Genomic DNA, 25406 nt, shown 5'->3' with positions numbered 1-25406 from the left:
AATCGATTTCATTAGATTTATTATAAGTTGTTTAAACAACTTATGCAAGCCTTTTCTTTAAATTTGTTTAAACAAATTTAAAGAAACCCCGCCAAGGCGAGGTTTCGGGGTTACGATGTTTGGATTAATTGTTTTTCTTTTAGTGTTAAGGTGATGTCGGATTGTTTAGCGATGGATTTATCGTGCGTTACCATGACAATGCATTTTCCTTTTTGATGTGCGAGTGCTTTGAACAAGTAGATGATTTTCTCTGCGGTTTCGCCATCTAGATTTCCAGTCGGTTCGTCGGCGAAGATGATCTGGGCGCTACCGGAAAGGGCTCGGGCGATGGTGACACGTTGTTGTTGTCCGCCGCTGAGTTGCAAGACTGGGCGCTTGATTTGGTCTTCGGTGAGCCCGACTTCGGTCAAAACTTTGACGGCATGGGCGCGCTTATTTTTCATGCCGGGGTGTTGGATGCCGATGGCGGTGATGACATTTTGCAGCGCGGTCATGTAGGGAATGAGATTGTACGCTTGAAAAATGATGGCGCAATGGTTTTTGCGGTACTTTTGCAAGCTGAGTGATTTGTTGAGGCTTTGTTTTTGGAATAAAACTTGGCCGGCGCTTGGGACATCGAGACCTGACGCGATGGAGAGTATCGTTGTTTTTCCAGATCCTGAGGGGCCTAGAATGGTATAGAACGTGCCGGCATCAAAGGAGTAGGATGTGTCGAGTAGAATGGTTTGGCTTTTGCCACCGGATTGGTATTTGTACGAGATATTATTCAAACTTAGAATGTTTTCCATATTGGTTCACCTGTCCTTTAATCATTTTTTGATAAGATCATTTTTGGTTGGAGTCTGATGATGAATAAGCATGGGAGTAAGGTTGCGATGATGACAACGAGCATGCCGATGCCGCCAACTTCGACCATGTCTTGTCTTGAAATGGTGACGTTTACTGAATCGATAGCTTCGCCTTTTGGTTTATCGGCTTCGTCGGAACCACCGAATGAGGCGACCATTCCGCCTGATTTTGGTTCATTAGCTTCGTCATCTTTGGCTTGTTGAACTTCTTTTGCGAGCATTTGATTCGTGACCGCTTGCCCAATTGGTTGGCTCGTGAAGCAGGCGATGGAGAAGGCGATCATGCCGATAATGATGACTTCGACAAGGAATTGTCCGATGAGTTTGGCTTTATTTTCGCCGAGTGATAGTAGGACACCCATTTCAAAGCGGCGTTCGCGAATCGATAGTAGAACGAGTAGCGCTAAAATAAGTCCGCCTGCAAGTGCCGTGATGACAACGATAATATTCGCGAAGGAAGCGACATTTTGGATAGGTGTAATCATTTTTTTGTAGGCTTCGTCGTTAGCATCCCATCTGTAGAAATCTTTGTCGACCTCGCTTACTTTAGAAGCTGCTTTTTTGAAGGCGTTGATGAGTTGTGGATCGGTCATGGTGTAGGTTGCTGATGTCAGGGAACCGTTATGTGAGAATGGCATCGCGGCATCGATAGGCATGTATATTTTATTGGCAGGCTCCATGAAATCTACAGGGAACTGTTGGGAACCGGTGGCTTGATTGCTCGTATAAATACCATGAACGGTAAATTCGATAGGTTTATTGGTTTCCATTTCTTTTAGTTTGAACGTATCGCCGACTTTGAGTTTGTTCTGATCAGCAAAGCGTTTTTCGATTACAGCGAGATTGCCTTTATCTTTGTTCGTGATACCTTTTCCAGAGACGATTTTTTCTTTGCCCTTTTTAAAAGTGGAGAGGCCATCCGTGTTGTTCGTACCGCTCAGCATGAAGTCTGGCATTTGTGCTTGGCCGTCTGCGCCACCAGCGACTGTCATACTATTTCCGCCGCCATCCGCATCCTCTTTTTTCTCGGATTTGACGGGGCCTTTGTCGACTTTTGCGGCTGAAGCATCGACGAGATATTGGTAGCTTGCGACTTGCTCTAAGTCTTTTACTTTTTTGATTGCTTCCAGTTTAAGCGGGGGAATTTCGCCGGGTTGTTTTCCAGCTTCCATATCTTTCATTAGCTTGTCCATATTTAAGTTTAGCGTGACGTCACCACCGAGTTTTTTGCGGGCGATATCTGCGCTTTTTTCGGTAGCTGATTGAATCGCGAAACCTGCGAATACAAGGCTACACAGTACAAATAGTAGGATCAGCATGAGAAGCGACTTCCCTTTCTTGGCCCAAATGCTGATGCATGCTCTTCTGATAAAATCCATATAAAAAAACCTCCAATTTCTTTGATAAAACTAACTTTACCGAAAGAAAATGGAGATATGGTGGACCTAATGTGTAGATTTAGTGGATTTGGGTTCCCAAATACGGAATAGGACGCCGTGTTCTTGATTTTCGAGTGCATAGGCGAGTTTTGACTTCTCAAGGAAAGTTGCGGTGATGAAGAGCCCGATGCCGCTCCCGCCTGTTGTTTTATTCCCAGATTTCTCGAGACGATAGAACGCATCGAAAAGTTTGGCGATTTCTTCGTCTGGAATTTTTGGTGCGTCATTATAGATGGAAAAATGCCAGCCGTCTGTTGTTGTGGTTAGCGTGATGGCGATTGTATCGTCGTTTTGAGAGTATTGGAAGGCGTTATGAATGACGTTCGAAATCGCTTTTTCGACGAGTTTTTGGTTAGCATGAATGTGTATATCAGGCGTGATTTGGTTATTCAGGCGACGATTCGCAGCTTCTGGATGCCACTGTTCTTGTTGGACGCAATCCGTGATAAAAGCGGAAAGGTCGAAGGTAGTTTTGCTCGTCTCAAAATCAGCGCTATCCACGCGAGATATTTCCAACATGTCTTGCACGAGCGCGGACATTTGCTCCATCGTCTCGTATGAAAGCTTCAGATAGGTATCGCGATCGCTGTAAGGTCCAACACGGTGAATCATCGCCTCGAGTTGCCCCATCACGGATGCGATAGGTGATTTCAGTTCATGCGACACAGCAGTGATAAACTGTTTTCGCGTCTCTTCCTGCGCACGTTCCTTCGCAATTTCCGTTTCGAGTTGCACATTGACTCGCTGTAAATCGATTAAAGTACCTTCTAATTCATGCGCCATTTCATTGAGATGTTGCGATAATTGGCCGATTTCGTCCGTTGAATTGACCGGCAAATTCTCAGAGAAGTCGAGTCGCGCCATTTTATTCGCGACAGCATTCATACGCAAGAGCGGCTTCACGGTTCTTTTCGAGAAAAAGTAAGCCGAGATAAAACTGAGAATGAGCACAAAAATCAAGAAGTAGGGGGCAAAAAGCAGTAATACAGACGAAATATCCGTCAACGGTTGAATATTAATAAAATAACGTAAGGTGTAAGGGACGCCATCAATCGTCAAATTCTTCTCAACACTCGTATCACCCGTGGATGAAAAAGTGGCGACAGGAGCTTCTGTGGTAATGGCAGTTGTAGCTTTCCCCATCGTATTAATCTCGGTAAAAGGGATGTAAATAATTTGATTCATGCTATTCAATAAGAACGGCGAGATGTTATTCGTCGACGCAAAATCATCAATCGCGGATTCGACGTCATCTAATGTGCCAGTTTTTGATGCCGCCACGACCAAATCCGCGCCATTTTCTAATTTTTGTTTTTTATAATCGAGGTAAAAGTTAGGCAGGAATAAGAGCAACATCGCGTAAATCAGGGCGGTGAATACGAGTAATAGCGCCAACGTGATGAAAAAAATCTTAGCACTGATTTTAGCGCGAATTTTAGTGATCCATTTTATAGCCAGCACCCCTCACTGTTTGGATTTTGTCGGTGGCGAGTTTCTTGCGCAGATTCTTGATGTGGGTGTTGATGATTTTCGTGTCAACGATGTATTCGTAATCCCAGGCCTGTTCCAGCAACATTTCGCGAGTGAAGACGCGGCCTGGATTTTTCATCAGCAATCGTAAAATATCGAATTCTTTTCGGGTTAATTCGACCGGTTGACCGTTTGATGTGACTTGAAATGTCTCGGTATTTAGCTCGATTTCAGCCAGTTTCAAAACCGACGCATCTTCATCCGTCTGACCCAAAGAAGTACGGCGAAGTAAGGCCTCCACGCGTTTTAGTAACACTTTATAGGAAAAAGGTTTTTGAATATAATCATCGGCGCCTAGTTCGAAACCTTTTAATTCGGAATCTTCTTCACCAAGCGCGGTTAGCATTAAAATAGGGGTGTCTGATTTGGTCCGAATGAGCTCACAAAGCGTGTAGCCGTCCATTTTTGGCATCATAATATCCATGATAATCAGGTCAAACGTCTGCGATTCGAAAATGCCAAAAGCCTCCATCCCATTTTCGGATGTAAAGACCTCGTATCCCTCTGCCATCAGGAATGCGCGGGTGACTTCCAGAATATTCGGATCATCTTCTACAACTAATATTTTCTTCATGTAAACCTCCTTGAAAACACGACTCACCTCATTATAGCGTACAAAGGTGGAGTTACGGTGGAGTAGTTTATTTTAATCGTTGCGCAGAATCAAAGAAAACGAAGCGGTCAGGGCGATGGCGTGATTCGGTGTACTCGAACATGGTCCCATCGGCGTCGTACGCATAGTTTTTGACGACCGCCAAGCAATCGTAGTCGGCTAAATCGAGATATTGCTTGTCATCGGTGAGTGCTTTTTCAACGACAATGTAGCGTTTGGAAGTCACGATTTTCACGCGGAGCTCGTCTTCAATGTATTCATAGATGGACTGCGCGGCTTTTTCAGGCGTCAAATCACGCACGACTTTCCGGTCAAAATAATTCACGTCAAGAATGAGCGCTTCCTCTTCGACCAAACGTAAGCGCTTGATATAGTAAACTTCGGTCCCGATAGGCAGCATCGTTTTCTCTGACAAAGCCACATCGACCGTCAATTCCTCAAAATGAACGACCTTGGTCTGAAAAGTTTTGTGGTTACGAGTCAGGGATTCCTTCATGCTTTCCACGCCGCCAAACATGAATTCAATCGACTCATGTTGATGAATAACCATGACGCCTTTACCACGCACACTTTGGACGTAGCCATCTTTGACCAGTTCTGAAATCGCACGCCGAACCGTGTTGCGACTGCAATGAAAGCGTTCAACAAGAACATGTTCTGTAGGTAACATTTCCTTGAAAGCGTAGTGATCCTCGTCAATTTCTTTTTTCAATTCTAAATATATATCATGATACACTGCTTTACCCATGTCTTTCCCTCCGATTTCGCTGATTTGTTTAAACAGCATCTGCTTTTATTGTACTAAAGAAAGTTTGAGAAAGAAAGAGAAGGTTTTCATTGGATGTATATGGCAAATAGTGATATATTAGTATCGGGTGGAAACAATCAAGAGGAGGATTGGGATGAGACTAAAAATAAGTTGCGAGCTTAGTTCCAATAAGATTCCCGCAGACTACCGGCGTAAAGTCGTCAGCGTGATGAAGGCAGGGCTCTCAAAATCAAACGAGGCAAAATACAAAGAAATGTACAGCGGGAATAAACAAAAAAACTTCACGTTCTCTGTATACCTTCCAAAACCAAAGTTTAATGGGGAAATCATTGAGTTAGAACAGAAAAAAATCGTGATTAATTTCGCGACGGCCGACGCCGAACTTGGTATTAATTATTATAATGCATTAGTGAATGTGAAAGATAAATTGCTTCCATTTTCGCAGATGAACCAAATCAAAGTGAAAAATATCCAGATTGTACAGGAAGAACAAATCGTCTCAGAGCGCATGGCGTTCAAAACGTTGTCACCCATCGTATGTCGTGATCATAACAAGGAAACGAAGAAAGACTGGTTTTATTGGTGGGAAGAAGAAGATTTCGAAGCCATTTTAAAGCGGAATTTATATTTTCAGCTACGTGATAAATTCGGGGAATATGTCAAATCAGACATCGACGCGTTAGAGTTTCGCAAAGTCGCGATTAAGAAAACTGTCGTTATTTGTTATAATCTTCACGTGGCCTGTTCGCTCGGTAAATTTGAACTTGTCGGACAGCCATACTTATTGAACCACTTTGTCCAAGGCGGTATCGGCTCGATGCGCGGTATGGGTTTTGGCATGATCGAAGTGATTTAGAACATCTTTAATCTAATCAAAATGAAAACCATTTATAATAAAGAAGAAGCGCTGTTTCAACGATTTGGGAGTAGTGCTGTTTGGCACAGAATTTATTTTTAAAATTGGATGCAACATGGTATACTAGCGGAAGAATCAAAGGATGGGAGAGAATATAATGAATGAAACATATCGAAGCGCCGAGCATGCGGTAACAGGCGCAACGAAAGCAGAAATTATGCAAAAAGTACTGAACTGGTTCGTCATATCTTTAGTAATGGCAACGCTTGGAACTGTAATCGGACGAGGAATACCGTGGGCGTTTTATATCCCGCTTGTCGTGTTGGAGTTCGCCTTACTGATCGCGATGATTTTCGTACGTAAAAGCAAGAGCGCATCTAAAATTGGATACGGGTTATTACTCGCCTTCGCGTTTGTGACCGGGCTAGTCTTGGCGCCAACGTTACAATATTATTTAGATGCAGGGGCCGGAAACGCAGTCTTGATGGCGTTCGCGACGGCAACCGTTACGTTCACTGTACTCGGATTTGTTGGAGCGAAAATGAAAACAGACTTATCATTCATGGCAAAAGGATTGTTCGCGGCGTTGCTGATTGTCGTTGTTATTTCGCTGATCTCGATCTTCTTCCCGCTGAGCTCGCTGATGTCAACGATTTTTGCAGGAGCAGGGACGTTGCTGTTCTCGCTGTATATCCTGTTTGATTTCAACCAGATTATGAAGCGCGATGTGACGATGCAAGATGTGCCGGTATTGGCGCTTAGTCTGTACTTGGATTTCTTGAATTTATTCTTGTTCTTGTTGCGTTTGTTTACGGGGCGTAGTTAATTTCATAGTCAAAAAAGAAGAATTTCACCCACAGAGGAGAAATTCTTCTTTTTCAATAAGCTATTATTATTTTGTTGTGCTGACTGTCTCTGTATCAAGTACTTTACCATTGATGTCGTATGCCGTTAATACAGCTTTATCCGTTGTATTAAGAATGACCGTTTTTGCGTAGTATTTAATGGCTGATGGTGTAACGGGAACTTTAACACCTTCTACACCATTGACAGTTAGACTGATTTTTGCGACATCCCCAGTGTATTGTCCAGTAATATAGTTATCTGTCCCAATTTTAAATGGAGCGATGGAAGTGATAAATCCACTTGTGACAACTTGTTTTGCGATGGTGACAGTTTCTGTGTCAAGCACTTTACCAGTGACATCGTATGCTGTTAACTTCACGATATCTGTATCTTTCAGAATAACACCTTTTGCATAGTATTTAAGGTCTGGTGGAGTGACACCGACTTTAGTGCCTTCCACACCGTTGACAGTAAGGCTGATTTTCGCCACATCGCCAGAATATTTTCCGGTAACATAGTTATCTGTGCCAATCTTAAATGGGGTAATAGAATCAATAGATCCAGTTGTAACCACTTGTTTTTCAACAGTGACCTTTTTCGTGCCTAGTACAGTACCTTTTGTGTCATAAGCGGTTAATAGCACGTCATCTGTATCTTTCAGAATGACGTTTTTTGCGTAATATTTAAGGACTGATGGTGTAACACCGACTTTAACGCCTTCTGTGCCACCATTGACAGTAAGGCTGATTTTGGCCACATCGCCAGAAAATTGTCCAGTGACATAGTTGTCTTTACCAAGTTGGAATGGGGCTACGGTTAAGCTGACGCTGGACGCCTTCAGTAGATTTTGCGCTTGTTGTAGATCTGCTAACATCGCTGTTTTTTGTGTAGAGTCTATTAACTGATTTACCAAAGTTTTGGCTGCATCAAACGCACTTTGTGTTAAAGTGGACTTAATAGTGCCACTTGTCGGTGTATTATTAGTGAATAATTCATTAACAGCTTTACGAGCTACCTCATTTTGTTGTTTTATTTTTATATAAGTAAGAGTATCAAATTGTTGGTGTGCCTCATTTAAAAGGTTCATCAAACGGAATTTTTCTGAGGACTCCTCGACAGTTAGCGCGGCGTTTTCTGCTGCATCCACGTCCGCTGCTGTGATTCCAGTCGCAAGTGTGACAAACATTTGATTCTGATACAAGTTATAGACTTTTTGACCGAAATCTTGAAGCCCTTTTTCAGCGTCCCCTATAAAATCGGCTCCGGTTAAAGCTACATCATTTTGTTCTACTATTTTCGCGGCTGGGGAGATTACATTTATACTGATACGTGTATTTTTAGTGTATTCTTGGCTAAGCACATCTATATACATTTTTTCAGATACACCTGCAGCTGTAGTAGAATATTGCGTTTTAGTAGTTCCATCTGGAAGCTTCACCTGCAAGCCGTATCCGTTACTTAATTTAGTCATGTCAATTTCTAAATATACACCATAAAACTCGATTAATGGTAAATACACAGAGACGTTAGTTTTTGAAAACTCTTTATATGCTGGGAATTCCGTTGGTGCTGTATAAATTGGTGCCGTGGCTGATACGGCCGCTTTTACTGGTATTTCAGAAAGTGCATTAAATGGTGTTATAACACTTGTTCCTAGTATAGACGCGACAGTCAATACGCTGGCTATTTTTTTCATGTGCTTCTTCATTTTGCTTATAACCTCTTTCATTTGTTTGATTTTTTTACTTACTACGAAAATATGTGTAGCTCTAATATTTCTTATTTTATAATTCAGATTGTTTCTAATGCTAGAAACAATCTATATATTGAGGTGATTTATTGTCATGTGAACTCTAAATGTTCAATAGTCAAAAAAGAAGTTTTTTACCACGTTAAGGAAAAAACTTCTTTTTTATGAAATTTTCTTATTTTGTTGCGCTAACTATTTTCGTATCGAGTACTTTGCCGGTGATGTCGTATGCCGTTAATACAGCTTTATCCGTTGTATTAAGAATGACCGTTTTTGCGTAGTATTTAATGGCTGGTGGTGTAACGGGAACTTTAACACCTTCTACACCATTGACAGTTAGACTGATTTTTGCGACATCCCCAGTGTATTGTCCAGTAATATAGTTATCTGTCCCAATTTTAAATGGAGCGATGGAAGTGATAAATCCACTTGTGACAACTTGTTTTGCGATGGTGACAGTTTCTGTGTCAAGCACTTTACCAGTGACATCGTATGCTGTTAACTTCACGATATCTGTATCTTTCAGAATAACACCTTTTGCATAGTATTTAAGGTCTGGTGGAGTGACACCGACTTTAGTGCCTTCCACACCGTTGACAGTAAGGCTGATTTTCGCCACATCGCCAGAATATTTTCCGGTAACATAGTTATCTGTGCCAATCTTAAATGGGGTAATAGAATCAATAGATCCAGTTGTAACCACTTGTTTTTCAACAGTGACCTTTTTCGTGCCTAGTACAGTACCTTTTGTATCATAAGCGGTCAACAGCACGTCATCTGTATCTTTTAGAATAACATTTTTTGCGTAATATTTAAGGACTGATGGTGTAACGCCAACCTTAACGCCCTCTTTGTTATTGACAGTAAGGCTGATTTTGGCCACATCACCAGAAAATTGACCAGTGACATAGTTGTCGCTACCTAGTTTAAATGGAGTGACGGTTAAGCTAATATTCGCAGCATTCAGTAAAACTTGTGCGTTATCTAGTTCCTTTTGCATATTTGCTTTTACAACTGGATCAATGACTACGTTAATCAAATTTTGGGCAAAATCAATTGTTTTTTGAGCAGTCGTCGGTTTAAGTGTATTTGTGCTGGGATTATTATTTTGGAACAGGTTCAATATTGCGTCGGATGCCATTTTCTTTGCTAAAGTGTCATTGGTTCCAGGAACGAGAGGTTTTTCATTGTTGCTGACTCTTACTGTTTTGCGTGATACTTCACTTGTACCATTATATCCCGCTACTTCTACCTTTGAGCCTTGTGTGATGAAATCGTTTGTGGAAATGCTGTAGGTTCCATCCGGATGCAGTGTTCCAGTCGCCTTCGCAACACCGTCTATAAGTAGGCGTACACTTGTAATTCCTTTACCCATTATTCCTGTAATAGCTACGGATGTTATATCTGCATCATCTGCAAAAAGACTATAATCTGCTGGTGTATTTCTTATTTTCAGTAGATCTTTTGCTTGATCTATAGCTACCTGCATGTTTGCTCTTACGTCCTCGGTTATACCTACGGCAAGGTTCACTAATTGTTGTGCGGAATCAATGGCTTGTTGATCGGTCGTCACTTTAAGGACATTGGTGCTTGGGTTATTGTTTGCGAAAAGTGCTACTACGGCATCGCTCGCCATTTTAGAGCTGGCGGATGCCGCTTGTACAGGTGTTTCAGAGAGGACGTTAAATGGTGTTACAATACCCATTCCTAATATGGATGTTACAGTCAAAAAGCTGACTATTTTCTTCATTGGAGTCTTCATTTTGTTATATACCTCTTTCATTTTTTGTTTTTGCTGCTGTGGAAAATATGTTAGTAAGACAAGGGTGTTCTATGCTATTTTTCTAACAATTCCCTTTCTAGTTATTTTTAAATCGATTACCAACGTATCTTAGCATGGTGAGAGGAATAATAATAGTTAATATAATGACTTGACACGAAAGATTCATAATATCCTATGCATTCTTTAGCTATCATACAAATGCGTGGGAAATGTGTCGATAAAAAAATAACAAAATTCATAAGTAAAAAAACTTCTCCAAAAATGCATGGAAAAGTTTTTCATAGGCCTATTGGTATTGTAGCTCAAGTACAAGTAATTGTGAACTTAATTCAAATCGTAATATCCCAATACAATCTCAGCAACCGATTTTGCCGCTACTGGCAACGAATCTTCATCGATATCGAATTTTGGATGGTGATTGAAATACGGGTTTTCGACGCCTTTTGGTTTTGCTCCGACATAGAGGAACGCGCCAGGAATTTTTTCGAGGTAGTAGGCGAAATCTTCTGAACCGGAGAGCATTTCGGCTTCGGATACGGCGATGAGATAGTCGCCCAGCCCTTTTTGTAAGTAGGTTACAGCGTCGCTTGTTGCTTCGGGATCGTTGTAAAGTGGGGGATAATCATGGGTGTAAGTAAGCGTGGCGGTGATGCCGTACATGGCTTCTAAACCGGCCACGATACGCCGAATTTCTTTGTCAATCAGCTCGCGCGTCTCACTCGTCATGTAGCGAACGTCGCCCTCCAGCTCGACATAGTCCTTAATCACGTTAAAACTGCCTTTTCCATCGAAGGAACCAATTGTCACAACGCCGGTATCAAAAGGATTGAGGCGACGGCTGACGATGGTTTGAATCGCAGTGACAAAATAGGATGCGGCTACAATCGCGTCGTTGGCCATATGTGGCGAGGAGCCATGCCCGCCAGTGCCTTGGATGCCGAGTTTGAAATAGCTCCGACCAGCCATTGAAAAACCGCTCCGATACCCGATTTCTCCAGCATTGAAAAAAGGGAAAACATGAATGCCGTAAATAGTATCGACATCATCTAAAAGTCCAGATTCTACAATGCTTTTCGCGCCTCCGGGTGGTGTTTCTTCTGCATGTTGGTGAATAATTTTGATTGTGCCGGGAAGTTCGTCTTTTAGTTGAATCAAGCAGTCGGCAAGGATTAGTAGGTAAGCGGTATGCCCGTCATGGCCACACGCATGCATGACGCCTGGATTCTCTGAAGCAAAGGGGAGGCCGGTTTCTTCTTGAATCGGAAGCGCATCGAAGTCCGCACGCAATCCCAATGTTTTTCCTGGTTTGTCGCCTGTGATCGTGACGATGATACCGTGCCCATTGCCAACTTCGCGTTCAACCACCACATCTTTTCCCTCATAAAATTTGGCTACGTAGTCGGCTGTCGCTTGTTCCTGAAACGATAACTCTGGATGGGCGTGAAGGTGGCGCCGGATTGCAATCATTTCCTCACTTCGTTGATCAATCATTTGCATTAATTTTGCACGCATCGTATTCACTCCTTGTTATTTGGTTGTATAGTCCGCCACAATCGCGCCCATCGCCTTAGCTGCAATGAGTAGTGACGCTTCGTTTATATCGAATTTAGGATGGTGATGGGGATAAAAAACGCCGTTCGCAGGCATTGCACCTACGTAAAAGAAACAGCTTGGGCGTTCCTGCGCGTAATACGCAAAATCCTCAGAAGGCGGCTGTGGCTCGCATCGGGTAATCTCGGTTACTTCTGCAATCGCTGTTTCTTGCAAAGATTTCGCCACGAATTCGGTCAGTGCCACATCGTTTACAAGTACCGGATAATCATTTTTATAGTCTAAATCATACGTAATGCCAAACATCACGGCTAGCCCGTCTAAAATACGGCGGATTTCTTTTTCAATCAATATTCGAGTCGCCTCGGTCATTGCACGCACATCGCCTTCCAGCGTCACCGCATCCTTAATCACGTTAAAACTGCCTTTTCCATCAAAAGAACCAATCGTGATGGAACCGACGTCAAAAGGATTGAGCCGGCGACTAATAATCGTTTGCAGTGCGACAACGAACTCACTCGCCGCCACAATCGCGTCATTGGCCATATGTGGCGAAGAACCGTGCCCGCCGCGACCTGTGATTTTGACTTTGAATGAGGCTCGCCCAGTCTGAATTGGACCTTCCCGATACGCGATTTCACCAGTTGGCATCGTTGACATGACATGGATACCAAGCACTTCATCGACACCGTCCAAACAACCGTCTCGAATCATCGCGATCGCGCCACCAGGAGGCGTTTCCTCGGCCGGCTGATGCAACACCACAATTTTGCCGTGGAGCTGATCTTTCATTTCAATCAAGGTTTCCGCCAAAATCAGCATGTATGCCGTATGCCCATCGTGCCCGCAAGCATGCATCACGCCAGGGTTTTCGGAGGCGAAGGGAAGCCCAGTTTCTTCTTGAATCGGCAGCGCATCAAAATCCGCGCGAATCGCGAGCGTCCGACCAGGTTTGCCACTATCGATCGTCACGACAACGCCATGCCCACCAACGTTTGTCCGCACATCGCAGTCTTTTCCTTTATAAAAATCCGCGATATAAGCCGCCGTATTCTCCTCTTGGAAAGAAAGTTCGGGATGCGCATGCAAAAACCGCCGTATCTCAACCATTCGATCCTGTTTTTCCGTTAACTTCTTCAATAATTGTTGCTTCATCGTATCTCCTCCATCTCTATTAAAAAGTTCCCTCACCGTCCATTATAGACACAACACGGTGAATATATAAGAGAATTTTTGCTATCAAAACGGCTAATTTTTGTCCTCTCGAAAATCGTAAAAGTAGCGATGGACAAAAAGGGGCGTCTTTTCTTTACTATTTTTCAAATGTTTAGATAATTCCTTGTTACGATAAATTATGGTGCTATAATAAAAAGAAAGCGCTACATTCGGAGGAGAGAAACATGGAGAAAACGCAACAACGAAAAGGTATATTGCCGATTTTATTTCTAGGGTACATCGCGATTTACATCGATAAACTGGTAATTGGTGTCATCGCAGTCCCGCTCGCAGAACAATTGCATCTTAGCATCGACGAGAAGAGTTACATATTTTCAGCTTTTTTTATCGGTTACTCCATTATGCAAATCCCGTTCGGCTATTTAAATGACAAATTAGGCTCCAAATTCGTGCTCATTATTTCGCTGTCTATCATTACCGTGGCGTCCATCGTCTTTGGCTCAGCATCAACGCTCATAGCCCTTATAGCAGCCCGTTTCTTCGCGGGAATCGGCCACGCAGGCTATCCAACATCCTCAGCCAGAACCGTCACCGACACGTATCCAATGGAAAAAAGAACGTGGGCCCAATCCATCTTAATCTCCACATCAGGCATTGCATCCATCGTTGGACCGCTACTTATCCCGATTGTTATCGGAGCATTCGGCTGGCGCGGCGCCGTCTTTTGCATCGCGTTTCTATTCGTATTAGCCTTAATCCTCGTCATCTGGAAACTGCCAAATACGCATAAGGAGAAAAAACAAAGCAACCAGCCAAAAGTCAAACCTGCGATGCCATTTTGGAAAGTAGTCACGAATCCCGTCGTTGTCCTGCTATTTATCGCGATGTGTAGCATCAATATCGTCCTATACACCATCGCCAACTGGACACCGACCTATTTAGCAGACGAGCGCGGCGTCTCACTCGGCATGATCTCCATCATCGTCGCCATCGCAGGACTGGGCAGTTTACTCGGAAGTTTCGGAACAGCCTACATCGTCGGGCGCTTTTTCCAACATCGCGAAAAACGCGTCATCTTTGTCTTGGCGCTCATCACGGCAGGTTCCGCGCTCCTCGTGTACCAATCCGAAAGCATCGCGGTGCTCACATTCTGGCTTTTCCTATGCTACATGTGCTCCGTCATGATTTTCTCAACCATGTTCACCTTACCACTCAAGCGGTTGCATGAATCCATTGTCGGCACAGCGACCGGCGTTGTCAACACAGGCGCAACACTCGGCGGCGTTTTTGCACCAATGATCGTGGCCCAACTCGTAGGCGCATTCGGCAACTACCAAGCCGTTTTCGTAGCCATCGCAGTAGCCGCGCTCGTCACATGCTTATTCGTCGTATTTATACCCAACATGAAAACCATCCAAAAAGCATAAAAAATGTGCCGGCGAGCTTTCCTACTTCGCCGGCACATTTCTACTCTTAAATCGTCCTCCGAAACTCATAAAAATGAATCGCATTCACATCCAAATAAGCATAAAACGACCAATCATCCGTCATCACTTCATCGCTCACCGAAAGCTTTGGAACCGAGGCCTGTGCCGCATAATCTAGCACTTCCTGATCTAATCCATGCCGACTATTCAGCTCCCAATACATCGAATAAAGCGCACCATTATCCCGATCAAACTGAAACATCCGCAATTGATAATGCCCCGGCAAAAGCCCCTTCAAACGAATATGCGACTCCTTCCGATAATCCTGCAAAAGCGAATCCTCCACCGAATAAAGCGGATTAAAATGCGTACAGTTCAGCAAAACCAACTGATACCCATCCTCAAACTCCGTCAAAACAAAATCATTCCCACAAGCCACAAGCTCCCCACACAGCCGTTCCTTAAATTTTAGCGCATAAAAAGCAGGGCGTTTCCCGTTGAAAAAATGGAACAATTCCAGGCCATCCAATCGAATATTCCGTTCCTTCCACTCATCCTCATGCAGCTCCGTATTAATCCAAAAACCAAGCCCAGCTACTTCCGAACTCACAGCAAGCACCGTCTGAAAAATCAATGCCCCCCGAAAAAAAGTCCCATTCGTATAACGCGTGTTTCCCGTCAACGTATTCCAATTAATGAGAATGAGCGGCTTATCCAAGTGATGCGACCGCAAATACTGCTTCAATTTCCGCGTTTTCGACAACACATAATCCCGCGTCACCATGAATTCCTCGTGCGCACTCTTACTAAAATCAACCGCCTCATTTTGGTTCGCATTAAACGCGATAAAATCAATCTGATTCGCCGTCTCCGCCATCCATTCATGGTTCGAAAGTGGCGCCTCCCGTCGCTCCGAAAATGGCAAATAACTCCCGACCTGAATCCGCACGTCAAAACGCTTCAAAACCGCGCGCAACCTCACATACACACGCTGCAACTCCTTCTTAGGAATCACTGTCAAATGCTTCTCGAAATACATAAAATACCATCGACTCACAAATTGCCGTCCAAAAACGTGCATCATGTGACGAAGAAAATGCTCCAATTTTTCAAAAAAAGCCTCCTCATCCACCGCAATTTCCTGATACTCCATCCGAATAAACAATCCCAAATCCAGCTTTTTCAAATACCCAATCGCCAAATCCGCGTTCGCATACGGAGAAGAAGTCGGGAGTTTTTCATCCGTCTCCTTATCCGGCAGAAGCGTCGAGCCCTGAATCAAATGCCGAATCCCGACATACCGCACAGAAAGCTCATCCTTCGCCATCACAAGCTGCGTCTGTACATTCTCCTTCAACACCTCACGCAACTCACCAATCGTCAAAATATGCATCGCGTCCGGAATCGCAGTCGGCTTACTAGAAGCAATCGAAATCGTCTTTTTCTCAAACGGCGCCTCATCCACAAAATGCACTTGCTCCGCAGCTTGGCGGTACGATACCAGTCGCGCCAAAATACTCGGCGATTGCGCCACACGCTTCGTTTGCGTCGTCAACACTTCCGACTTCTCAGCAACGGCGACCCCACCAGCCAACGCTTCCTGCCGATACGTAGCAGGCGTTTTTCCATAGTGAGCCTTAAAAGACGTCGTGAAATTCTTCGGCGAGGAAAAACCGTTTTTCTGTGCGATTTGCGAAATATTAGCCGAACTCGTGCGCAAATCCTCCAAACTATGCTTCAACCGAATCTGCGTCAAATACTGCAGGAAGCCAAGCCCCGTCACTTTTTTGAAATAACGCGATAAATAAGAGGTAGACAGAAATTCCTGCTCCGCGATATCCTGCAACGTAATCGGCTCATCAAACTGCTGTTCCAATTGCTGCGTAATGCGTGTAATCCGCGTATCATGAACGCTAACACCATCCTGCGCCGGCAACTCTTTCTTGAAAAATCGTGTCAGAAGCAACATAATCTGAAAAAGCGCGCTCTGCATCTCCAATTTACTACTTTCCGCTTTATGCGACTGCGCAATCATCATTTCCGCCAAATACTTCCGCAATAACGTCATCATTTTTTCCCGGCCAGGATCAATCCGACTCGACACACAATCGAAAGCCAGCTGAAAATAATCCGCATAATACGACGTGAAAAAAGGACTCGTAATATGTAAGCGAATCACAATCGTATCTTTGGCACCGCGCGCAGTGTAGGCTTCATTATGATTCAGAACAACCAAATCATCCTCACCAAGCGAAAGATCATGCTCCGAAAGCGAAACCACCAGCTCGCCCTGAATCACAAAGAGAATCGTTGTGCCAGCATAATCCTCCGGCGCCAAATACGTTACGTTTTCAAGCTGAATCGAGTAATCATCTTTTCTCCCCACAAAAATCGCCTCCTGATAACTCTATTATACCGAAAAAATTGGAAATAAAAAGTATCCGTTTTTCGACCGTTTTCCTTGGACAAAAAGGATAAAAAAGACTATAATAACTATATGGTCAGTAAAGGTCAGATTAGAAAAAACTCGTTCTTAGAGCGGAGGATTTTTCACGGATGACCACTTATAATGGAAACTATAATCATTTGAAACGAGGTGCGTCAAACTTATGGAAATGCAGAAATTTACACAACAAGTCCAGGAGACGATCGCGTCAGCTCAACAATTAGCCATCGAAGGCAAACAACAACAAATCGACACGCTACATGTATTCGCGGCACTTTTAGAGCATAGCGATTTTGCGAAGCGGGTGTATGAAGTCGCGGAAGTAGACGCGAAACAGTTACTAAAAACAATACAAAACGAAATAGAGAAATTACCGAGCGTGACGGGAAGCAATGTGCAGTACGGCCAAGCGGTGAGTTCTTCGCTTTACGAGCTGATTGCAGATGCCGAGAAAGAACGTCAAAAATTAGAAGACGATTACGTATCCACGGAGCACTTGTTGCTAGCCGTGATGGATCAGAAAAAAAGCCCAATCACAGAAGCGATAGGGATTCCGAAAAAACAACTAAACGAAGCAATTTTACAAATCAGAGGAGGAAAACGAGTGACAACACAAAATGCAGAAGAACAATATGAAGCGTTATTAAAATACGGTCGTGACTTAGTCGCCGAAGTTCGCACGGGAAAAATCGATCCAGTCATTGGTCGTGACGCCGAAATTCGCAACGTCATCCGAATTTTATCGCGAAAAACGAAAAATAACCCAGTCTTAATCGGGGAACCAGGCGTTGGTAAAACTGCGATTGTGGAAGGTTTGGCGCAACGGATTGTACGCAAAGATGTGCCAGAAGGACTGAAAGATAAAACGATTATCTCGCTTGATATCGGCTCCTTGATTGCCGGCGCTAAATATCGCGGTGAATTTGAAGAGCGTTTGAAAGCCGTTTTACAAGAAGTGAAAGACAGCGACGGCGAAATTTTGCTATTTATCGATGAAATCCACACGATTGTCGGCGCTGGAAAAACGGATGGCGCGATGGATGCCGGAAATATGCTGAAACCAATGCTTGCCCGCGGTGAACTTCATTGTATCGGCGCCACAACATTGGACGAATACCGCCAATACATTGAAAAAGACCCAGCCTTAGAACGCCGATTCCAAAAGGTTCTTGTTCCAGAGCCAACCGTCGAGGATACCGTATCGATTTTGCGCGGTTTGAAAGAACGTTTTGAAATTCATCATGGGGTTAATATTCACGATAACGCGCTTGTTGCGGCGGCGAGCTTGTCGAATCGCTACATCACGGATCGTTTTTTACCAGATAAGGCGATTGATTTGGTCGATGAGGCCTGCGCTACGATTCGCGTGGAAATTGACTCGATGCCAAGTGAACTTGACGAAGTAACGCGCAAAGTGATGCAGCTGGAAATCGAAGAAGCAGCGCTAAAAGAAGAGAAGGACCCAGCGAGTGAGCGCCGTTTGGAAATGTTGCAAAAAGAACTCGCAGATTACAAAGAAGAAGCCCACAAGATGAAATCCAAATGGGAATCTGAGAAGAATGAAATTAGCCAAATCCGTGAAGTTCGCGAACAGATCGATCATTTGCGTCATGAATTAGAGGAAGCGGAGAACAATTATGATTTGAATAAAGCCGCTGAACTCCGTCACGGTCGCATTCCTGAGGTTGAGAAGGAATTGGTGCGATTGGAAGAGGAGAACCGCGAGAAGACGGCAAATGAGGATCGACTTTTGCAAGAAGAAGTTACAGAGAATGAAATCGCGGATATTGTTGGCAGATGGACCGGGATTCCAGTGGCGAAATTGGTCGAAGGAGAGCGGGAGAAGTTGCTGAAATTGGCAGATTCGCTCCAAGAAAAAGTCATCGGTCAGGAAAACGCGGTCGGGCTTGTAAGTGACGCAGTGATTCGTGCGCGCGCTGGGATTAAAGATCCGCGACGCCCAATCGGTTCGTTTATTTTCCTAGGCCCAACTGGTGTCGGAAAAACCGAACTTGCCAAAGCGCTGGCCTTCAATCTTTTCGATTCGGAAGATCATATGATTCGGATTGACATGTCGGAATACATGGAGAAACACGCGGTATCAAGGCTTGTCGGTGCGCCGCCTGGTTATGTCGGTTATGAAGAAGGCGGTCAGTTAACCGAAGCCGTTCGCCGCAACCCGTACTCGATTATTTTGCTAGACGAAATTGAAAAAGCGCATCCCGACGTGTTCAATATCTTGCTTCAAGTGCTGGATGATGGCCGGATTACCGATTCCCAAGGACGCCTGATTGACTTTAAAAACACGGTGATCATTATGACGTCGAATATCGGTTCTACGATGTTGCTGGAACGAACGGTGGATGGTGAAATTTCTGAAAAACTGGAAGAAGATGTCCTCGAAGTTTTGCAAGCCTCGTTTAAGCCTGAATTTTTGAACCGTGTAGACGATATTATTCTGTTCAAACCGCTGACACTGGACAATATTAAAGGCATCGTGGAGAAAGTTGTCGCCGAATTGCAAGTCCGCCTCGCGGGTCAAGAAATCAAGATTACGATGACCGACGATGCGAAACGCTTTATCGCTGAAGAGGCATACGATCCAATTTACGGCGCGCGTCCTTTAAAACGTTATATTACGCGTCAAATCGAAACCCCGCTTGCCCGCGAAATCGTCGCTGGAAAAATCATGCCACATTCCGAAGTCGCGATTACACTACAAGACGGCCGATTTGATTTTGAAATTTTAGGGGAATAAAAAAAGCGCTTGGCTCAGACTTGCATTCTGGGTCAGGCGTTTTATAATTGGTGAAGTAGGGAACAAGGAATATGAAACGAAACGTGGAGAGGATGAAAGAAATGAAATTAGTATTGATTCGTCATGGACAAAGTGAATGGAACAAACTGAACCTTTTTACAGGCTGGCATGATGTTGATTTGTCAGAACAAGGCGTAGAAGAGGCGAAAAAAGCGGGAGAACTGATCAAAGAAGCAGGCCTCCAATTTGACGTTGCCTTCACGTCCGTCCTAACCCGCGCGATTAAGACGTTGGATTATGTGCTAGAAGGCTCCGAGCAATTATGGATTCCCGTCTACAAATCATGGCGCTTAAACGAACGTCACTACGGCGCGCTCCAAGGCTTGAATAAACAAGAAACCGCTGATAAATATGGCGCAGATCAAGTCCAACTATGGCGCCGCAGCTATGATACATTGCCACCACTTTTGGAAGAAAATGACGAACGTCAAGCAAAAAATGATCGCCGTTATCAGTTGTTAGATACGAGTGCGATTCCAACCGGTGAGAATTTGAAAGTAACATTAGAGCGCGTGATTCCATATTGGATGGACACGATTGCGCCTGAAATCAAGAGTGGTAAACGCGTGGTTATTGCCGCACATGGTAATAGTTTGCGCGCATTGGTGAAGTTCCTCGAAGGCATTAGCGACGACGATATTATGGAACTTGAGATTCCGACTGGCGTGCCATTAGTGTACGAATTGGATGATGACTTGAAACCGACGAATAAATATTACTTAGGTGAATGACTGGATGCAAAATCAGACAAAAAACGCCCAACCCAATTTTTGGGTAGGACGTTTTTTTTGCTTTACAACAAATCGAGCGAAAGCGTTTGTATTCAGGCAGTGTGGTGGAAGCCGGAAGCGGAGCATACTAGTGTAGTGAGAACCGGAAGTCCGCCAGACTGCCTGAATGCGAGCGCTTGCCGCCGATTTTACTCGGGTTAGGCTCAACACCACTTTTTTATTTAATATCGTAGGTTTCGCTTTCTTTTGGCATCAATACAGGAATTAGGAAAATCGCGATAGAGATAGCGACCGCCATAATTGTCCCCATTGTGAAATCGTAAGTCGTTGCAATAACCGAAGCCGCAACATACTCAGACATTTGAGCTAAAATAAACACCCAGAAAAATGTAATGATATAACGCATGACACAACACCTCCGTTCAAGGATTCCTCGATTCATTCTAGCATAAAAAGGAGCGATTGAACAAGTATTTGTTTATGGCAAGCTAGGATAAGATTAGCTTTCAAGTATAAGAATAATCTCGGGCTTATAAATAAAATGGAAAAGGTCTTGTGAAATTATCATGATAATCGTGTTTTATTAACCACCATGATAAAATACAATTATCGTGATAAATTGAAAGGTAGTTGACTATGAAAATAGAACCCTTGAGGAAAATATTCGATGTAATATCTAAAGTTGACAATCATAGGTTGTTTTAAGATTTATAGGTAAACGATAAAGTAAACTAGAAGATTTCTATTGTTAAAAATATGAATCTCTGTTAAAATTAGGACCAGGTAATAAAAAAAGCCGAACATGCCCGTCTATCCCCGACAGAAATAGTGACAAGCATGAAATTGGGATTGACTCCAAGGTAAAGCAAAATCGCCATACTCATTTCTTCGGGTAGGACAAAAAATTATGCTTTACGCAAATCGAGCGAAAGCGTTTGTATTCAGGGAGTTTGGTGGAAGCCGGAAGCGGAGCATACTGGTGTATGTGAGAACCGGAAGTCCGCCAAACTCCCTGAATGCGAACGCTTGTCGCCGATTTATCTTGGGTATACTCTAGACTAATTTTGTCACTATTTCCGAGGGGATGGCGTGTAAGGCTGGATTGGGAACCGGCTACAAAACCAAAAGCCTCGCCAATTCACCAAACAAAATACGCGAGGCCGGAAAACCCAAAAATTGCCACCAACTCATTCGCAAAAACCAGCAATTATCCTTTTTTTATATGTCATATCCCGAAGCGAGTTAAGGCGCTTCACAACTAATTTTTCTTGGAGGAATACGAAATGAATGCAGGTATTTTAGGTGTAGGTAAATATGTACCAGAACGCGTCCTTACAAACGCAGATTTAGAAAAAATGATGGATACATCCGACGAGTGGATTCGCTCGAGAACAGGAATCGAGGAACGCCGCATCGCTCGTGATGATGAATATGTGCACGATATGGCTTATGAAGCAGCCAAAGCAGCGATCGAGAACGCAGGATTAACACCGGCAGACATCGATTTAATTATCGTCGCAACAGTAACGCAAGAATCCAATTTCCCGTCTGTGGGAAATATTATTCAAGACCGTCTAGGCGCCAACAAAGCCGCAGCAATGGATCTTGAAGCCGCATGTGCTGGTTTTACATTCGGAACCGTGACAGCCGCTCAGTTCATCCAAACAGGCGCGTACAAAAATATCGTCGTTGTCGGCGCAGATAAACTATCCAAAATTACGGATTGGGACGATCGCAGTACCGCGGTTCTTTTCGGTGATGGAGCAGGCGCAATCGTTATGGGACCAGTATCTGATGGACGTGGCTTATTATCCTTTGACCTCGGTTCAGACGGATCAGGTGGAAAATACCTCAACCTCAACGAAAAACGCAAACTGTACATGAACGGCCGCGAAGTTTTCCGATTCGCTGTACGCCAAATGGGTGAAGCATCCCTACGCGTTCTTGAAAAAGCGGGTATGGAAAAAGAAGAATTAGACTTGCTTATCCCGCATCAAGCGAACATTCGTATCATGGAAGCATCGCGCGAACGCTTAGATTTACCAGAAGAAAAACTGATGAAAACCGTCCACAAATACGGTAACACATCCGCATCTTCCATTGTGCTAGCTTTAGTTGACGCGGTAGAAGAAGGTCGTGTTAAAGACGATGACAACTTATTATTAGTCGGATTCGGCGGCGGCTTAACTTGGGGCGCGCTAATCCTTAAATGGGGTAAATAACGCAAAACAATGTCTGGGATAACGCACGATTCAATCCCAGACTATTTTTCAAATTAGGAAGGAAATACGTCTTTTTGAGAAATCGGATTTCATTTATGATATAATGAAGGTGTCTTTTTATATTTTGTTATGAGGAATAGCATTTTTTGTATGACCAACTACTGCTAGATTAGCGGAAGTTATTTTTTGTGTGATAATTGTAGATGAGGAGATGAAAAAATGGAGAAGAAACGTGTGGTAGTAACGGGTGTTGGTGCTGTTACGCCGATAGGTAATGACGCCGATACAGCCTGGGAAAATGCCAAAAAAGGTGTGAACGGTGTTGGAGAACTTACACGACTTAATAAAGATGATTTCCCGGTTAAAATCGCTGCGGAACTGAAAGATTTTGATATTGAGAAGTATATCGATAAGAAAGATGCGCGCAAAATGGACCGCTTTACGCATTATGCGATTGCAAGTTCGGATATGGCGGTTGCGGACGCTGGTCTAGTGATTGACGACTCCAATGCAACACGTGTTGGTGTTTGGATTGGCTCGGGGATCGGCGGTATGGAAACATTTGAGACGCAATATGAAACCTTTTTAAATCGCGGACATCGCCGTGTTAGCCCATTTTTCGTGCCAATGATGATTCCGGATATGGCGAGTGGTCAAGTATCGATTCGTCACGGCGCAAAAGGCATTAACTCAGCAACGGTTACGGCTTGCGCGACGGCAACAAACTCGATCGGTGACGCTTTTAAAGTTATTCAACGTGGGGATGCTGATGTGATGATTACAGGTGGTGCCGAGGCGCCGATCACAAAAATGTCTGTGGCTGGTTTCGTTGCCAACAAAGCCTTGTCACTTAATCCTGATCCAGAAACAGCATGCCGTCCATTCGACGTGGATCGCGACGGTTTTATCATCGGAGAAGGCGCTGGTATCTTCATTTTAGAAGAATTAGAACATGCCAAAGCCCGCGGTGCAAAAATTTATGCGGAAGTGGTGGGTTACGGCGCGACAGGCGATGCGTACCATATCACAGCGCCAGCTCCAGGTGGAGAAGGTGCCGCTCGTTCGATGCAAATGGCGTTAAATGACGCAGAAATCGGCGTGGATAGCGTGGACTACATCAATGCCCACGGAACAAGCACGCCGTATAATGACGATTACGAAACACAAGCAATCAAAACTGTGTTCGGCGATAATGCTAAAAAACTCGCAATCAGCTCCACAAAATCAATGACAGGACACACACTAGGCGCGTCTGGCGGTATTGAAGCCATTTTCAGCGTGCTAGCAATCCGCGACAGTGTCGTTCCACCAACGATTCATTTAAACAATCCAGACCCAGTTTGCGATTTAGATTACGTTCCAAACGTAGCTCGCGAAATGAACGTCGATGTGGCGATGTCCAATTCCTTTGGTTTCGGTGGACACAACGCAACACTAGTATTTAAAAAGTATCAATAAAACGCAAGAGAGGCGCCCAATTTGGAGGTGTCTCTCTTTTTTTGAGCAATAAATTAGCATTTCTTATAAAAATAGCTTACAATTAAATTGTGCACAAATTAATTAGGAGGAAGAACGATGGCCAGTCAAAAACGAATCCTAGACGAACAACTTTGCTTTTCTATTTATACCGCCTCACGTGAATTCACGAAATTTTACCGACAAGCATTGGAACCTTTTCAACTTACTTATCCGCAATATTTAGTCCTTTTGGCGCTTTGGGAAGAACCGAAGCAGCTGGTGAAAGAGCTAGGAAGCAACCTCTCACTCGACAGCGGAACCTTAACGCCGATGTTGAAGCGAATGGAAGGCATGGAACTAGTCAAACGATCACGCAGTACAGAAGACGAACGAAAAGTATACATCGAGCTCACCAAAAAAGCAGTGGATATGAAGCCAGCCGTTTTAGAAAGTGTAGCCGACTGCATCTCCAAGCTCGCATTTACCGAGCAAGATTACAAACAGATGCTAAAGGGAATAAAAGAACTGACGACCAAAATTCAAGAAAATAATGGAGGAACGAAACATGAAAAAATTATATGAAACAACAGTAATCAATACCGGTGGACGTAAAGGAGAAGTACATTCTCCAGACAACATTTTCTTCCAAGACATCGCATCACCAAAAGAACTAGGCGGCGAGGGCGGTTCAGGCTCAAATCCAGAACAATTATTTGCAGCTGGCTACTCCGCATGTTTCAATAGCGCGCTAGAATTAGTAATGTCCAAACAAAAAATCGAAGCAGCGAGCACAGTAGAAGGAACCGTATCGTTATACAGCGATCCCGAAGATAACGGCTTCAAAATTGGTGTTGTCCTAGCTGTCCACATCGAAGGCGTTGATGCAGAAACTGCGCAAAAACTAGTAGAAACAGCTCACCAAGTATGCCCGTACTCGAAAGCAACACGCGGTAATATCGAAGTAGAATTAAACATTATCTAAATACACAAAAATCCTGCCATACCTTTTCTAAAAATGTACTGAACCCCAAAAGTTGGACCAAATTTAATTAGACTTCTTGGCTGGCCTGAAGACGGTATTCTACCGGACTCAAGCCAGCCAATTTTAATTTGATACGCCGATGATTGTAGTAGTCAATATAC

The 25406-nt window shown here is 43.8% G+C and carries 21 protein-coding genes; 9 read left to right on the top strand and 12 right to left on the bottom strand.

Annotated elements, in window-relative coordinates; genetic code table 11:
- Positions 1 to 110: 110 nt before the first annotated feature.
- From DUK53_RS15680 to treR, 5 genes are all read right to left on the bottom strand, one after another.
- Complete coding sequence (locus DUK53_RS15680; protein ID WP_036092379.1) at positions 111 to 788, bottom strand: ABC transporter ATP-binding protein; 678 nt, start codon at positions 786 to 788, stop codon at positions 111 to 113.
- 17 nt (positions 789 to 805) lie between these two features.
- Positions 806 to 2227 (bottom strand): ABC transporter permease, encoded by a 1422-nt coding sequence (locus tag DUK53_RS15675; RefSeq protein ID WP_036092382.1) that lies wholly within the window; start codon positions 2225 to 2227, stop codon positions 806 to 808.
- Between the two features lie 66 nt (positions 2228 to 2293).
- Entirely contained in the window at positions 2294 to 3748 is a 1455-nt protein-coding gene (locus DUK53_RS15670; protein WP_052164826.1) for a sensor histidine kinase, read from the bottom strand.
- Entirely contained in the window at positions 3723 to 4391 is a 669-nt protein-coding gene (locus tag DUK53_RS15665) for a response regulator transcription factor (protein WP_036092385.1), read from the bottom strand. Before DUK53_RS15665 ends, DUK53_RS15670 begins: the two co-directional genes overlap by 26 nt.
- 67 nt (positions 4392 to 4458) lie before the next feature.
- A complete protein-coding gene (gene treR / locus DUK53_RS15660; protein ID WP_036130516.1) occupies positions 4459 to 5178 on the bottom strand; it encodes a trehalose operon repressor in 720 nt (239 codons plus the stop codon).
- A gap of 154 nt (positions 5179 to 5332) precedes the next feature.
- Between treR and cas6 the strand changes: the two genes are divergently transcribed.
- Both cas6 and DUK53_RS15650 read left to right on the top strand, forming a co-directional pair.
- Positions 5333 to 6055 (top strand): CRISPR-associated endoribonuclease Cas6, encoded by a 723-nt coding sequence (cas6, locus tag DUK53_RS15655; RefSeq protein WP_036092391.1) that lies wholly within the window; start codon positions 5333 to 5335, stop codon positions 6053 to 6055.
- Between the two features lie 157 nt (positions 6056 to 6212).
- Positions 6213 to 6881, top strand: a complete 669-nt coding sequence (locus tag DUK53_RS15650) for a Bax inhibitor-1 family protein (protein ID WP_036092393.1) — start codon at positions 6213 to 6215, stop codon at positions 6879 to 6881.
- 66 nt (positions 6882 to 6947) lie between these two features.
- On the opposite strand, the gene DUK53_RS15645 is transcribed toward DUK53_RS15650, so the two are convergent.
- From DUK53_RS15645 to DUK53_RS15630, 4 genes are all read right to left on the bottom strand, one after another.
- Positions 6948 to 8609 (bottom strand): immunoglobulin-like domain-containing protein, encoded by a 1662-nt coding sequence (locus DUK53_RS15645; RefSeq protein WP_036130521.1) that lies wholly within the window; start codon positions 8607 to 8609, stop codon positions 6948 to 6950.
- Positions 8610 to 8826: 217 nt separating this feature from the next.
- Complete coding sequence (locus DUK53_RS15640; RefSeq protein ID WP_124893030.1) at positions 8827 to 10413, bottom strand: immunoglobulin-like domain-containing protein; 1587 nt, start codon at positions 10411 to 10413, stop codon at positions 8827 to 8829.
- Between the two features lie 345 nt (positions 10414 to 10758).
- Positions 10759 to 11946 carry an amidohydrolase gene (locus DUK53_RS15635; RefSeq protein WP_036092396.1) on the bottom strand — a complete coding sequence of 396 codons (1188 nt, stop codon included), beginning with the start codon at positions 11944 to 11946 and terminating at the stop codon, positions 10759 to 10761.
- A 15-nt stretch (positions 11947 to 11961) separates the two neighbouring features.
- A complete protein-coding gene (locus DUK53_RS15630) occupies positions 11962 to 13140 on the bottom strand; it encodes a M20 family metallopeptidase (RefSeq protein ID WP_036092399.1) in 1179 nt (392 codons plus the stop codon).
- A gap of 245 nt (positions 13141 to 13385) precedes the next feature.
- On the opposite strand from DUK53_RS15630, the gene DUK53_RS15625 reads away from it, so the two are divergent.
- A complete protein-coding gene (locus DUK53_RS15625) occupies positions 13386 to 14588 on the top strand; it encodes an MFS transporter (protein WP_036130527.1) in 1203 nt (400 codons plus the stop codon).
- A 46-nt stretch (positions 14589 to 14634) separates the two neighbouring features.
- Here DUK53_RS15625 and DUK53_RS15620 read toward each other — a convergent pair whose 3' ends face one another.
- Complete coding sequence (locus DUK53_RS15620) at positions 14635 to 16974, bottom strand: helix-turn-helix domain-containing protein (protein ID WP_036092405.1); 2340 nt, start codon at positions 16972 to 16974, stop codon at positions 14635 to 14637.
- Between the two features lie 223 nt (positions 16975 to 17197).
- Between DUK53_RS15620 and clpB the strand changes: the two genes are divergently transcribed.
- Both clpB and gpmA read left to right on the top strand, forming a co-directional pair.
- Positions 17198 to 19792: an ATP-dependent chaperone ClpB gene (gene clpB / locus DUK53_RS15615; RefSeq protein ID WP_036130530.1), complete on the top strand. Its 2595-nt coding sequence runs from the start codon at positions 17198 to 17200 to the stop codon at positions 19790 to 19792.
- Between the two features lie 101 nt (positions 19793 to 19893).
- Positions 19894 to 20583 (top strand): 2,3-diphosphoglycerate-dependent phosphoglycerate mutase, encoded by a 690-nt coding sequence (gpmA, locus tag DUK53_RS15610; RefSeq protein ID WP_036130543.1) that lies wholly within the window; start codon positions 19894 to 19896, stop codon positions 20581 to 20583.
- A 217-nt stretch (positions 20584 to 20800) separates the two neighbouring features.
- Here the strand turns inward: gpmA and DUK53_RS15605 are convergent, their stop codons facing one another.
- Positions 20801 to 20989, bottom strand: coding sequence for a YjzD family protein (locus DUK53_RS15605; RefSeq protein WP_036066947.1), 189 nt, complete (start codon positions 20987 to 20989; stop codon positions 20801 to 20803).
- An 877-nt stretch (positions 20990 to 21866) separates the two neighbouring features.
- Between DUK53_RS15605 and DUK53_RS15600 the strand changes: the two genes are divergently transcribed.
- The 4 genes from DUK53_RS15600 to DUK53_RS15585 all read left to right on the top strand — a co-directional run bounded on the left by DUK53_RS15600 (position 21867) and on the right by DUK53_RS15585 (position 25245).
- Entirely contained in the window at positions 21867 to 22805 is a 939-nt protein-coding gene (locus tag DUK53_RS15600) for a beta-ketoacyl-ACP synthase III (protein WP_036092411.1), read from the top strand.
- Between the two features lie 219 nt (positions 22806 to 23024).
- A complete protein-coding gene (gene fabF, locus DUK53_RS15595) occupies positions 23025 to 24263 on the top strand; it encodes a beta-ketoacyl-ACP synthase II (protein WP_036130532.1) in 1239 nt (412 codons plus the stop codon).
- A gap of 117 nt (positions 24264 to 24380) precedes the next feature.
- A complete protein-coding gene (locus DUK53_RS15590; RefSeq protein ID WP_036092416.1) occupies positions 24381 to 24845 on the top strand; it encodes a MarR family winged helix-turn-helix transcriptional regulator in 465 nt (154 codons plus the stop codon).
- The gene (locus DUK53_RS15585; RefSeq protein WP_036130535.1) at positions 24829 to 25245 is read left to right on the top strand and encodes an organic hydroperoxide resistance protein; all 417 of its coding nucleotides are present in this window, start codon (positions 24829 to 24831) and stop codon (positions 25243 to 25245) included. Before DUK53_RS15590 ends, DUK53_RS15585 begins: the two co-directional genes overlap by 17 nt.
- Before the next feature lie 67 nt (positions 25246 to 25312).
- Here DUK53_RS15585 and DUK53_RS15580 read toward each other — a convergent pair.
- Positions 25313 to 25406: IS3 family transposase (locus DUK53_RS15580; RefSeq protein WP_141087949.1), on the bottom strand; the 94-nt coding region annotated here is incomplete at its 5' end.

This window comes from Listeria sp. SHR_NRA_18, from assembly GCF_003856515.1.
Classification (GTDB): Bacteria; Bacillota; Bacilli; order Lactobacillales; family Listeriaceae; genus Listeria_A; species Listeria_A newyorkensis.
This window is presented reverse-complemented; position numbering and strand designations above follow the sequence as displayed.